The sequence below is a fragment of the Sphingomonas sp. CFBP 13720 genome (genome assembly GCF_014842075.1).
Classification (GTDB): Bacteria; Pseudomonadota; Alphaproteobacteria; order Sphingomonadales; family Sphingomonadaceae; genus Sphingomonas.
Genome location: NZ_JACYVA010000003.1, coordinates 1 through 13,288 on the forward strand (window position 1 = coordinate 1; position 13,288 = coordinate 13,288).

The following is a 13,288-nucleotide window of genomic DNA, read 5'->3' on the forward strand; positions in this document are numbered from 1 at the left end:
CGTGAATCAGAAAACCGTCACCGTGTGAATCCCTGATGATTCAGCTCGGCTGAAAAACGCTCTAATCGCGGTCGCCTTTCCGGCCCTATCGGGCGCGGCGCAGCAGCGCACTGCGGACCAGCGAAAGACCCTGTCCGATCGTTGTCCGCCCGCTTCGGGTCAGCGCCAGCGCGAGGCCGGTGGTGGCGTAGGACAGGACCACCGCGATGGCCAGACCGATCGCGGATGCGGGCAGCAGCGACCGCACGGCGAACAGCATGATCGCGGCCAGCGATCCGGCGAACGCGAACGGCATCGCCAGCCGCATCATGTCGCGCGCCGATACCGGTCCCTGACTGCCCGCCAATCGCCACACCAGCGGCAATCGGATGAAGACGTCGCTCAACGCATAGGCCGCCGCGACGCCGACCGCGCCCCATGGCAATCCGACGGCAAACGCGACCGCGCAGCTTGCGGCGTTGAACAGTCCCCAGCGTGCGAACTGCCCGGTCCGGCTCTGGCTGATGAACAGCCAGCCCAGCGTGACGGTCATCGGTTGATGCAGCGATGCCAGCGCGAGCCACCGGAAGATATCGACCGCGCCGATCCACTGCGGTCCGAGCATGAAGACGATGGCGACATCGGCATAGACGAGCAGACACAGGATGCCTGGCAACGTGACCAGCAAGATCTGCCCGACCGTCCGGCAATAGGCCGACCGATAGCGATCGGGGTCACCGACGAGTTGCGACAGCGTCGGCACCATCACGCGCTGCAGGGGATAGGTGATCTGTTGCAGGGGAAACAGCAGCAGCTTGTACGCACGATCGTACAGGCCGAGCTGGACCGGCCCCTGAAACCGGCCGATCAGGATATTGTCCAGATTCCGCGCGAAGAAGTTCGACAGGTTGAACGTGGTCAGTCCGCCGCCGAATCGCAGCATCGCGCCGACGGTGGCGAACGATCCGGGTCGCCGGGGCCGCCACCCCGATATGATCCACGCACCGATCAGCGACGTGAGCGCGGTGACCAGCGCCGACGCGACCAGCGCCCACGGCCCCGGATCGACCAACGCCCATACAAGCGCGACGCCCAGTCCGAGCAACGCCATCGCCATTTCGACTATCGCGATCGCACCGAACCGCATGCCGCGCGTCGCCATCGCCAGATGCTGCGCGCCCAGCCCCGACGCGAACACCGCCACGGCAAGTGCCGCGACGATCCAGGTCAGTTCGCGTTCGCCATAGAAGGCGGCCACGAGCGGCGCGCACATCGCCAGCACGACCGCGAGGAACAGCGACAGTCCGGCATTGATCCAGAACATCGTGCTGGCCTGTGCGTAGGTCAGTGTCGAATTGACCACGACCGCCTGCGAAAGTCCCAGATTCTGCGCCATGTTCGCGAACGAGATGACGGGCGATGCCATCGCGATCAGACCGAAATCATGCGGGGCCAGAAAGCGGGACAGCAGCACGACCGACACGATCTGTACGCTCAGCTTCACGCCCTGCGCGATGCCGGACACCGCGACGCCGCGCATGGCCTGCGCGCCCAGACCACCCGTTCCGCCCGCGCGCGGGACGATCGCTTCGGGATCGTGTCGGCTCATGCGCATGTCGTCGTGGTCCCGATCGTCCGAAGATCGCCGATCAAGGCGCGTCGCTCGCGCTGGGGACCGCAGTGTCGGCATCGCGTTTGCGTATGGAAGTCAGCACGCGCGCCGTCCGGTTGATTGTCATGACCCACCATTGATCGAAATAGGCGATGCCGTGGGCCACGATGCCGATCACCACCGCCGACGCCAGCGCCGCCAGCAGCACGCTGCCCAGCCCATAACCCAGGGCCAGCACGATGCCAGCCCCCAGCGACGCGATCACCGGAATATGAATGGCATAGACGGCGAACGACAACCGTCCCAGCATTCGCGCGAACGGCCAGTCGGCCATTTGTCGACGTCGCCAGCGATGCACGCCCAGAAACACCATCGTCGCCCCCGCACCATGGATCACCCAGTCGAGCCGCAGGATGTGTTCGCCAAGGACCGGGTCGAGCGCCAGTTCTTCGGGAAACGGCTTGTAGGTCGATCCGATCAGCAGTCCGACCGCGATCATCGCCGACGCCGCGACCGGTGACAGCGACCACGACGAATCCCGCAGATACTTCGTGATGAGGACCGTGGTCACGCACAGCGCGCACAACGCATGTACTTCCAGCGCCAGCAGCCCCACCACCGTCACGATGACGGTGTCGAGCAGCGGACGACGCCGGCCGGCGATCAGCAACGCCGTCCCCAGCGCCGCGATACTGCCGAGCAGTTCGTACCGCATGGTCCACAGCGCCGAATTATACTGGCTCAGCCCCCGCCCGAACAGGCGCACGCTGTCGGCGACGCCACCGGACAGCGACGGCGCCGGCCATGGACCGTCGACTTTCACCCCGCCGCTGTCGCGCAGCCATTCCGATCCGCTGAGCGCCGCGACCGGTTCGTTGAACATCAGGCCCGCGACGTACAGCGCCGCCGGCAGCATCACCCCGATGAAGGTGACCGGAAAAAGCCTCGGAAACCGTTTCGCGACCGCGATCCCCACCGACACCGGGGCCGGAGCGCCGAGCAGCTTTACGGTGAGCGCGAAGCTGGACAGCACGAAGAAGATGCTGACCATGAACGGTCCGTTGATCGGACTGAGCACGAACGGACGCTCGATCGCCAGCCCGACCGCCTGCGCGAAGTCGGACGTGCGCTCGGGCGCGACGAAGGCTCGCAGGAAATGGTACACGACCACGCCCAATGCCGCGAGGCCGCGCAACAGCTCCAGTTCGTCGAACCTCTGGCTTTTCGTCAGCACGCGCTTCCCTCTGGACGACAATCGATAGCAGTGGCGGATCGCATGCAACAGCTTCGTCTTGCAGACTTCCCGAAACCAGTTCATGCGCATAATCAAAGCTTTACGGCAATACGCCGAATGGTGAACATGGGCAGCGGGTGTATTTGTCCGACCTGCCGGTGATGATGACAACGGGGCAAACGGGGCGTTACGGCAATGATGACGGCATATCTTCCTTCACGGGGTTTGGGGGCAGCGGAGCGCTGTCCCGACCGGTCCGTGTCCGCAACCTGATCGATCGCGGAACCATACGATGCACTATCGATCGATCGAGGATCTCAACCACACCATCCAGACGAATGTCGGCCTGTTGCCGCGCGACATCGATCTGGTCGTCGGTATTCCGCGCAGCGGGCTGCTGGCGGCGACGTTGGTCAGCCTTGCCCTGAACCTGCCGCTTGCCGATCTGGAAGGCTTTCTGGCCGGGCGCATCCTGTCGGCTGGGTCGACCCGGCGGCGCGACCTGTTCGACCTGCCCGTCGACGCGTTCCGACGCGTGCTGGTGGTCGATGACAGCATCCTGAGCGGCGGATCGATGCGCGAGGCGCGTGAAAAGATCGCGGCGGCGGGCCAGTCCGACCGGTGCGTCTTCTGTGCGATCTATGGTCTCGAAGAACCGAGCGATCTGGTCGACGTCGTGCTGGAAACCGTACCCCGGCCGCGGATCTTCCAGTGGAACATCATGAACCACCGCATCCTCGAACATTGTTGTTTCGATATCGACGGCGTGTTGTGCGCCGATCCGACGAAGGACGAGAATGACGACGGCCCGCTCTATTCCGCGTTCCTCGATTCCGCGCGGCCGTTGCTGCTGCCGGGCCGGCGGGTGGGGCACGTCGTCACCAGTCGCCTCGAACGCTATCGCCCGCAGACCGAGGCATGGCTGGCGCGGCACGGCATCGAATATGGCAAGCTGTGGATGATCGATCTGCCGACCGCCGAGGAACGGCGGCGGCGGAATGCGCACGGATCGTTCAAGGCACAGGTCTATGCCTCCACCGACGCAAAGCTGTTCATCGAAAGCGAGGAGCGCCAGGCGATCGAGATCGCGCATCTGTCGAAAAAGCCGGTGCTGAGCATCGAGACGCAGACGGTGATCCTGCCCGACGGCCATCTGGACGCCAAGGAGCGCGCGCGTCGCCGTGCGGCACGCCTGCGCGAACGGCTGTCGAGCGAGCGGCGCGGATGGCGCCGGTTCCTCAAGCGCCGGCTACAGCGGCTCGTCGGCGAAAAGCGTGCGAGACAGGTACAATCCTATTGGCAGGGGCGAAAGAAACCGGCTCCCGCCAAATAGTATCATGCTATGATTGCACGGAATTTACTGTGATCGACCGATGCGGTCAGGATACGGAACGGGAAATGCAGGCATGAGCAGCGTCACAGGGACGACCTACGACGATACCGCCGCGCCCGACCTGTTCGTCGGGACCGACGCGATCGACACGGTACGCTACGCCGCAGCAACCCGCGCGGTGTATGCGGACCTGTCGACCGGGTCGGCGTATAAACTGCTGCGTATCCTGCCGTTCGGCGATTCGATCACCTATGGCGTGATCGGCAGCACCACGGACACCGAAAGCGGCGGCTATCGCACGCTGTTGCAGGACCGGCTGACGCTTGCGGACGTCGTTGTCGACATGGTCGGGTCCGCCCGTAACGGGCCGGCGGGCATCGACCCCGATCACGAAGGGCATCGCGGCTTCACGCTCAACCAGCTCGATGCGATCGATGCCGGTGCGATCGCCGCCGCCCGCCCCGATGCGATCCTGCTGATGGCCGGCACCAACGACAGCGCGAAAGACACGTCGACGACGATGATCGCCGATCTGCGCGCGCTGATCGTCAGCATCACGAAGGCGGCCCCCGATGCGACGTTGTTCGTCGCGTCGATCCCCCCGGTCCGCGTCGGTCAGCAAGCGCAGGTCCGGGCCGACCGGGTCGATGCCTATAACGACAAGATGCCGGCGCTGATCGCCGAACTGGCTGCATCGGGGCGCAAGGTCGTCTTCGTCGACATGCGCGACCTCGACGTCACGCACATCTCCGCGCCGCCGGTCGACAGCGGCCTGCACCCCAATGCGGGCGGCTATGCTGTGATCGCCGATCACTGGTACGACGCGTTGGAAGCGCGGCTCGGCCTGCACGCCGGCGCGATCGGTCAGGATCAGGACCGGTTCGTGTCGATCGAGAATCTGGACGGTTCCGCCTTTGCCGACCGGTTGACCGGCGATGCCGGTGCGAACCGGCTCGACGGGCTGGGTGGCGACGACCGGCTGAACGGGACGGCGGGCGACGACATGCTGATCGGCGGCGGCGGCAACGACGTCCTCGACGGCGGCGACGGCATCGACACCGCGTCCTTTTCCGGTGCGTGGACCGACTATGCGATCACGATCGACGCCGCCGGGGTACATATCGCCGACCGGCGCGACGGATCGCCGGACGGGACGGACCATGTCGTCGCGACCGAACGATTCGCCTTTGCCAACGGCATGTTCGCCATCGACCGGATCGCGAACGACGTGCCGTTCGCCACCAACGATATCGGACTGGCGAAACCAGCGGCGGGGACGCCCGCGCTCGACACGACCGGCAACCTGCTCGCCAACGATACCGACGCCGATCTGGCGCTCGGCGATCTGATCCGGGTCACCGGCGTCCATGCCGGCACAGCAGCGGCGACGTTCGTCGGGATCGTCGACACGCTGACCCTCGACGGCAGCTACGGCACACTGACGATCGCGACCGACGGCAGCTATCGCTATGTCGTCGATGCGGACCGGGCGGCGGCGCTCGGGACCGGCGAGGGGCAGGACCTGTTCGCCTATCGGATCGCCGATGTGTCGGGCAGCGTGGCGACCGCAACGCTGGCGATCACTATTGCGCCTGCGGACGCGCCCGCGCCGGTGCCGCCGTCGTCGATCCTGTATACCCGTGCGGGCACGATCGACGGATCGTCGTTCACCAGCGACGTCCTGACCGGACCGGCCGGTGCCAACAGTTTCTATTTCGACCTTTCCGTCGCGTCGGGCCATGACCGCATCCAGCGGTTCGAAACGGTCGACGTGTTGCTGACCAGCGCGCCGCTGGCGACCGCACCTGACGGGCGGGTTGTGCCGACCGGCGACGGATCGATCGACTTCGATGGTCCGGGCGGATCGGCCGACAGCGTCACGATCGGCGGGATCGATCCGGCGGCGGGGCTGCGCTCGCTCGGAATCGTCGACGGGCTGTCGGTCTATGCTGCCGGTGCGGTGCGCCCGTCCGGCGCGATCGAGGGGACGCTGGGCGCCGATCGCATGATCGGTGACACCGCCGATACGACACGGCAGGTGTATTTCGTCGATACCGCGCTGGAGATCGGATTGGGCAACGACCGGATCGAACGGTTCGGACGCCACGATATTCTGGTCACGACCACCGCCCTGCCCGATGGCAACGCCGACCGGATCATCGATTTCGGATCGGACAAGATCCTGAACCTGCCGACCGGCAACCTCGTCGTCACGTCGATCAAGAACGCCGCGCTGCAGAAGATCGAATATGACGGTACGGTTGAGCACGGCGGGGTGCATTACTATGTCTACAGCCTGATCGGCAGCGCCGCCGGTCTTGCCGATCTGCAACCGGGATGATCCTGTAATGACGGAAAAAAGCCTGATCGTGTATGACGGCGAATGCGTCTTCTGCCAGAATTACGTGCGCTTCTTCCGGTTGCGGGACGCGATCGGCGACGTCGAGCTGATCGACGCCCGTTCCGGCGATCCGCGTGTGGATGCATTGTGGCGCGACGGGTACGACCTCGACGACGGCATGGTCTTTTCGCATCGCGGCCGGGTGTATCACGGCGCGGACGCGGTGCACGTGCTATCCAGCCTGTCGAGCACCAACGGCGTTTTCAACCGGATCAACGCCGCCGTGTTCCGATCGTCGCGGGTGACCGCGCTGCTCTATCCCGCGCTCAAGCTCGGCCGGCGCCTGACGCTGAAGGCCAGACGCCGCAATCTGCTGGGTCACGACCGGGGCTGACCGCCCCGATCGCGCCACGTGCCGCGATCAATGTGTGCAGCGTTTGGGCCGCGCGACGTCGACCGGCTTGAAGACCAGCAGCTTGCGTTCGAGCAGGTTGCGTTCGGACATGGGGAAGGCAGCGGCCGTCGCCCGGTCGTAGCGAACGCCATCCATTGTGAACGTCACCCAGTCGCGCGGATGCAGCTGCATCCATCGTTCCAGATCGAACCGGACGATGCCCAGATGCCGGTCCGCATTATCCTGCATCCCGGGGTTCGACGACGCTTCGATCGTCGCGACGTGTCGTTGATACTCGGCGACGTAGAGCGATCGCGACAGGACGAGGTGATTGGTCGTGCCGCCTTCGGTGTGAAGGTTGCTGAACATCGCGATCGAGCTTTCGGTCTTCAGCCCCAGATAGGGCGACAGGCATGTCACGAACAGCGTCGCCGGGAACAGATAGACCCACCACGGAATACGCGGCCCAGGCTGCGGACGATAGGGCAGCGCATCGACCGCCGCCCATGTCAGGAACACCATCGCGGCCCCGCCCACGACCGCCCACATGACGATCCACGACGAATGCCACGCCATCATGTCGGTGATGACCAGATCGCCGGCCCGTCCGCGCAATTGCGTCGCCAGCACCATCGCCGCGACGAACAACAGGGCGAACGCGACGATCGCGACACGGGCGGCGGAGTTGAACGGCACCCGGCGCAGCACGCGGGCGGCGCGCCCCTGAAACGCGGCGCTCACCTCACGCGGGACGGACAGCGTATACAGCGCGAAGACGAGGCTGGAAAAATCCATGTACCACGAATACGCCGATATCGGGATGATGTAGTGAAACACCAGACCGACGATCAGCCCGACCCAGAAGAACCGCCGCCAGAAAAGACAGACGAGCGTGATCGTTTCCACGACGAAGGTCGACGCGATCGAACCATATCGGCCGACGATATTGTCGGCCAGTCCGAACGTCTGCGTCAGCGGCTTGTACAGCGCGACGGCGCAACTGGCTTCCGGGTCGAGGAAATCGACGTTGATCTTGTGAAATATCCCGTAAAAATACATGATCGCCAGCAGAAAGCGGGCGACGATGCGCAGCCGTTCATAGATTTCGTCGCGTACCCCCGCCGACCCGCGATGCTGCATCCACGCCACACCGATGACGGTGACGATCGCGGCATTCATGAAGAACGCGATCGTCTGGTTGTTCGACGCCACCGGCAGGCGGAAGCCGTATTGCAGCGCCATGGCGACCGCCAGCAGCAACAACAGCCCCAACCGTCGGGGATTCAGGATCAGCGCGATACTGCTGGCAAGGACGGCATATTCCAGCACCGCGATGCGGATGCCGTTGCCGAGGATCAGGTTGTCGTAATGCGACACGACGCTGAAGATCAGCGCGATCGCCCACATGACCGCGAACGCCGTCAACCCGTCGCTCGCCCGACCGGCGGGATCGGGGCGCTCCATCGGGCGACGCATCGCGCCCAGCCATCCTGTCTGCATCACCATTCGCCAGCCCCTTCGTTCCGCTCGCGTAGGCGTACGGAACCCCCCTGCGCTCAGTGTCCCGTCACCGGGACACCGCAACGTCCATAATATCCGCACCCGGTGATCACCGGCAGGTTCGCAAATGCGATCCAGATGCCGACCAACGCCAGCACCGCCATGGCGATCACCACTGCGTGTTTCACGCCTCTGGTCATCTGCTTGCCTCCCGGTCGTTCCGCGACTAGCCGCACTTGCGCGCGCTGGCTATATCAGCTTGTTAATACGACCGATTATTTCAATACAGCCAACGGGTCCGATTCTCCATGCCGAACTTCGTCGACCCTGCCAGCATCGCGAACCAGGCCTATGACCTCGTCGTCGTCGGCTCTGGATTCGGATCGTCCTTCTATCTGCGCCGTATCCTCGAACGAAAGGCATCGGCGCGGATCCTCGTGCTCGAATGGGGCAAGCACCGTCCGCACGAATGGCAGATCGAACAGGACCGCCACAGCGACATCGATCCCGAAACGACCTATGCGTCCGATTCGGACAAGCCGTGGAACTTCACCATCGGACTGGGCGGCGGCACCAATTGCTGGTTCGCACAGACGCCACGCTTCCACCCGGCCGATTTCGCGCTGCGATCGCGCTATGGCGTCGGCGCGGACTGGCCGGTGCAGTATGACGAACTGGAACCCCATTACGTCGCGGCGGAACGGATCATGTCGATTTCGGGCGATCCCCGGATGGCGACGATGTTTCCCCGCTCCGCTCCGTTTCCGCAGCCGCCGCACCGCATGACCGCGCCCGACCGGCTGATGGCTGCGGCGCAGCCGGGCAGTCATTTCGCGATGCCGACCGCCCGTGCCCGCGTCGCGACCGAAGGCCGGTCGCAATGCTGCGCCAGTTTCCGGTGCACATTGTGTCCGGTCGATGCCAAGTTCACGCTGAACAACGGCCTGATCGACATCTTCGACGATCCGGCCGTTACCCTCGCGCTCGATGCGAAGGTGCTGCGGTTCGAAGGTGCCGGCAATGCGGTCCGCTCCGCCGTCGTCGAAGTGGGGGGCAAGGAGATCCGCGTTACCGGCGACCGGTTCGTGCTGGGCGCGAACGCGATCCACAGCCCCGCGATCCTCCAGCGTTCCGACATGGCCGACGCGCTGACCGGTGCGGGCCTGCACGAATCCTATGGCTGCCATGTCGAGGTGATGCTGGACGGCCTCGACAATTTCGACGGGAGCACGATCACGACCGGGCTGAACTACGGCCTGTACGATGGCGATCATCGTCGGGATTCCGGGGCGGCGCTGGTCTATTTCGACAATCGCTGGACGCACGGGCTGCGCGCCGCGCCGAAGCGCTGGCGCCAGACGCTGCCGCTGATGATCGTGACCGAGGAACTGGTCGAGGACCGGAACAAGGTGACGGTCGATGCCGGCGGCGTTCCCATCGTCACCTTCGCCGGGGTGTCCGATTATGCGAAACGCGGCCAGCAGCGCGCGATCGACGCTTTGCCGAAACTGCTGGCACCGTTGCCGGTCGAGGACATCGTGTTCCGTTCGCAACGCCCGACCGAATCGCATTTGCAGGGGACGCTGCGCATGGGGGCCGATCCGCGCACCTCGGTCGTCGATGCGGGGATGGTGCATCACCGCTGGCGCAACCTGACCGTCGTCGGAACGTCGGTCTTCCCGACCTGCTCCGCCGCCAATCCCAGCCTGACCGCCGCAGCCCTGTCGCTGCGCGCGGCAAGCCTCGCCTGAGGATGTCGCGATGCCGCGCATGACCCGTCGCCAATCGATCGCCACCATCATCGGGGGGGGCGTGGTCGGACTTGCCGGACTCGGTTTCGTCGGCGGGCGGGAAACCGGCCTGATCGATTCCATCCTGCGTCGCGTGGTCGGTCCCTACCGGATGGACGACGACCAGTTCACCGCGTTCGTGGCGGATCTCGCAACGCCGCAGGGGGCCGCCGCGCGCGCCAAGTTCGCGTTGTACCGCGCGGTATCGGTGACCGATCCCGATACGCTGCTTCGCTTCGCGCCGACATCGATCGGCGACAAATACGCCATGTACGAACGGCGGGTCGTCACCAATTTCCTGACGCGGACCGATTACCTGACGGTGGGACCGACCGGCACCGCCACGTTCAACGGCGAAGCCGCCTGCCGCAACCCGTTCGCGAAACTCGACGCGGCCTGAAGCTTCGCGGGCGGGTGCGGAGGAAATCCCGCACCCGCCCGCGCGCCGATCATTCGACCGCGACGTAGACGAAATACGACACGCCATCATACTCCTCGACCCGGTCGAGCAATACCGACGTCACCTGATCGCCCGCGTCGTCGAAGATGCGGACATGGCCCAGGCTCCCCGACGTAGCGGAATGGACGAGGTCGAGCCCGTCGTTGCGGCCGAACGACAATATTCCGTCATTATTGCCGTCGAACAGCTTGCTGGTCGTCACCAGTTCGTCGCGCCTGCCAAAGTGTATCAGGTCGTCGTCGCCCAGCGCGATTCCCAGCGCCGTGTCGAAGAAGAAGCTGTCGGTCCTGCCGTTGCCGCGCCCGGATACCAGCCGATCGTCGCCCAGCGTGCCTTCGATCGCACCGGTCGGCCGCACGGCGGCATCGGCATAGACGGCCAGCCCGGTGTCCGATCGTCCGAGCAGGCGAAGCGCCGCGACGTCGCCCAGGTGCAGCCGGTCGCCATCGGTGTCCAGCGTCAGCCATCCGTTCTTCGTCGTCGGCGTGCCGCCCTTCAACGCGCCGGACAGCACGAGCACATCGTCGGAAGCGAAGTCGGCGATCCGGTCACTGCCGGTATCGCGGTCCAGCCGAACGAACACGCTGTTGGCGTCGTTCGACGCCCGGAACGTCTGGTCGCCGCTGCCCGATACCTCGATCGTTCCCGACCGCCGGACCAGTGGATCGCCGCCGGCATTCCCGATGGTGTCGGCCTTCGCCACCGTCAGCGCGACCTCGCCGGTATCGGTCCGGCTCCCGTCGCTTACGACGTAGCGGAAGCTGTCGGACCCGACGAAGCCGGCATCGGGGGTGTAGACGAAGCCGCCGTCGGACTTCAGCGTAACCTCCCCGTTCTTCGGCCCGCTGCCCAACGCCGCCGTCAGCCGGTCGCCGTCCGCATCGCGATCGTTGGTCAGGACGTTGCCGGACGCCCGTTCGCCCGCCGTCGTCGTAACGCGATCATCGCTTGCAACCGGCGCAGTATTGGCCGGCCGGTCGTCTTCCTTGCCCGTATTCAACCAGTCGAGCCGCCGGGCGAAATCCGCCGTCCATGCTGCCCGGTCCTCATAGGTCGTGCGCGCGCCGTTGCTGCCCGACCATGCGAACTTCTCATCGGTCCGGTCGACCCAATAGCCGTCGCGGATCATTCGATATTCGCCGCCCCAGCTTTCGGCCGTGGGATCGTCGTTGTTCGCCTTGTCGATCAGATAGAATACCGAGAACGAGTCCCCCATCTTGACGCCGTCATAATTGTCGCCCGACCCGCGCACGTCCTGCGTATTCGCGAAGAACAGATCGCCCAGCGCTCCGTGATCCTTCGCCTTGTCCTTCGCCCATGCATCGGACATCGGCGGCAACCGCCCTTCCGGTCCCGCATAGATGCCGCGCTGCGTCGTGCGTGCATCGATCCACCACAGATCGCCCTCGCCGGCGAAGGTATCCCGGATGAAGGCATGCGCGCCGGGCTCCTGCGCCGGGCCGGATGCGGACAGCAACCGGATCGAGCCGGCAATGTCGGGTGCATCGTGCAGCGCGCGGGCTACGTCGCCCAGCCCGCCCCAGGTCGCGACATAGAGTTTCTCTCCCGCAGCCTCCGCCTCGCGCGCTTCGCGGATGATCGCGTCGGATGCTTCGGTACGCGCGGGATACCCATCGCGGCCCGCCAGCGACTTCGTTCCCTGATACGTAATGTCGTGCAACTGCTTGGCAGTCTTGAAACCATCGTCCCGTGACGCCAGCGCGGCATAGTCTTTTGCATACACATCAATAACATGCTTGATGAATTTCTCATCGTTCGCACCGGGTTGGTGCTTCGATGTCGAAGAAGCTATCCCGACGATGTCGATCTTGTCCTGATACATCAATGCATGCACCAGTGACTGTACATCGTCCTTGTCACCGTCCCGATGATTGACGCCGGTAATCATCTGCATATCGGTAGATATGAATAGACGCGTTTTACTCACCACAATTCCTTACCAGATAAACAGACAAACAGATGCACACCCCGCCAAAGATCATGGCGAAATGAGTATTGATACGTTCGGATTACACAAATTATCAGTTGAGAAACAATCGAGAAACAAAACTCTCAAGAGATTGAATTTCCTCGTCGTTACTGGATTGTTGCAGAGCAACAATGTTGATGCGATAAACCGAGGCGTGACTGCGGTGTATCAGCGTCCGGCCGGATCTTCTCTCTGGAGCGGCGTAAGCTGTTTGGCCGCCGCTACGTCGTCGAAGAAGGTCATCTAGAGCGGTTTCCGATCAGGTTGGATCACCGGCACGGCGGTGATTTCGGTTCGGGGCAAGGCGCGAGGAGGGAGCGATGCTGAAGCATCGTGACCGACGAGCAACGCCGGCCCGGATCGAAAGCGCCCCGCTGCGAAGCAGGCGCCCGAAGGGCGATGACGGCGGTTCAAACTGGTCGGAAAACGCTTTAGGATCGACCTTGCGCGTCGATGTGCCCCCGGACGCCACGGGCGGGCTGCCGGATGGGGTTGATGCCTTCCCCTTATCGACGGACGCGCATCCCGCGCCACGCGGATCGCTTCAGACCGAAGGCACCCGCCATACCACGCTGCCGTCGGCAGGAAGCACGGATGGCACGATCACGCGCCCGCCGCCGCCGCCGCCGTGATGACACTTTCTCCGGCTCCTGGC

At 64.5% G+C, this 13,288-nt stretch carries 11 protein-coding genes; 6 read left to right on the forward strand and 5 right to left on the reverse strand.

All coding sequences use genetic code 11. The features are described from left to right. Positions 1-85: 85 nt before the first annotated feature. On the reverse strand, positions 86-1,588 hold the full coding sequence (locus IFT55_RS07710) for a lipopolysaccharide biosynthesis protein (protein ID WP_192090790.1): 1,503 nt from the start codon (positions 1,586-1,588) through the stop codon (positions 86-88). Between the two features lie 40 nt (positions 1,589-1,628). Further along, a complete protein-coding gene (locus IFT55_RS07715; protein ID WP_192090792.1) occupies positions 1,629-2,909 on the reverse strand; it encodes an acyltransferase family protein in 1,281 nt (426 codons plus the stop codon). A 208-nt stretch (positions 2,910-3,117) separates the two neighbouring features. Between IFT55_RS07715 and IFT55_RS07720 the strand changes: the two genes are divergently transcribed. From IFT55_RS07720 to IFT55_RS07730, 3 genes are all read left to right on the forward strand, one after another. Further along, a complete protein-coding gene (locus IFT55_RS07720; RefSeq protein WP_192090794.1) occupies positions 3,118-4,158 on the forward strand; it encodes a phosphoribosyltransferase in 1,041 nt (346 codons plus the stop codon). A 73-nt stretch (positions 4,159-4,231) separates the two neighbouring features. Next, positions 4,232-6,499 (forward strand): GDSL-type esterase/lipase family protein, encoded by a 2,268-nt coding sequence (locus IFT55_RS07725; RefSeq protein WP_192090796.1) that lies wholly within the window; start codon positions 4,232-4,234, stop codon positions 6,497-6,499. A 7-nt stretch (positions 6,500-6,506) separates the two neighbouring features. Then, positions 6,507-6,893 (forward strand): DCC1-like thiol-disulfide oxidoreductase family protein, encoded by a 387-nt coding sequence (locus IFT55_RS07730; protein WP_192090798.1) that lies wholly within the window; start codon positions 6,507-6,509, stop codon positions 6,891-6,893. A 27-nt stretch (positions 6,894-6,920) separates the two neighbouring features. Here the strand turns inward: IFT55_RS07730 and IFT55_RS07735 are convergent, their stop codons facing one another. Further along, the gene (locus IFT55_RS07735; protein ID WP_249403694.1) at positions 6,921-8,399 is read right to left on the reverse strand and encodes a thiol-disulfide oxidoreductase; all 1,479 of its coding nucleotides are present in this window, start codon (positions 8,397-8,399) and stop codon (positions 6,921-6,923) included. A 50-nt stretch (positions 8,400-8,449) separates the two neighbouring features. Further along, positions 8,450-8,593 (reverse strand): hypothetical protein, encoded by a 144-nt coding sequence (locus IFT55_RS07740; protein WP_192090799.1) that lies wholly within the window; start codon positions 8,591-8,593, stop codon positions 8,450-8,452. A 108-nt stretch (positions 8,594-8,701) separates the two neighbouring features. Between IFT55_RS07740 and IFT55_RS07745 the strand changes: the two genes are divergently transcribed. Both IFT55_RS07745 and IFT55_RS07750 read left to right on the forward strand, forming a co-directional pair. Then, a complete protein-coding gene (locus IFT55_RS07745) occupies positions 8,702-10,144 on the forward strand; it encodes a GMC oxidoreductase (RefSeq protein WP_192090800.1) in 1,443 nt (480 codons plus the stop codon). Positions 10,145-10,154: 10 nt separating this feature from the next. Next, positions 10,155-10,583 carry a hypothetical protein gene (locus IFT55_RS07750; RefSeq protein WP_192090801.1) on the forward strand — a complete coding sequence of 143 codons (429 nt, stop codon included), beginning with the start codon at positions 10,155-10,157 and terminating at the stop codon, positions 10,581-10,583. Positions 10,584-10,632: 49 nt separating this feature from the next. On the opposite strand, the gene IFT55_RS17680 is transcribed toward IFT55_RS07750, so the two are convergent. Beyond that, entirely contained in the window at positions 10,633-12,591 is a 1,959-nt protein-coding gene (locus IFT55_RS17680) for a nucleoside hydrolase-like domain-containing protein (RefSeq protein WP_192090802.1), read from the reverse strand. A gap of 362 nt (positions 12,592-12,953) precedes the next feature. Here IFT55_RS17680 and IFT55_RS07760 point away from each other — a divergent pair, with 362 nt between their 5' ends. After that, a complete protein-coding gene (locus IFT55_RS07760) occupies positions 12,954-13,265 on the forward strand; it encodes a hypothetical protein (RefSeq protein ID WP_192090803.1) in 312 nt (103 codons plus the stop codon). Positions 13,266-13,288 lie beyond the last annotated feature (23 nt).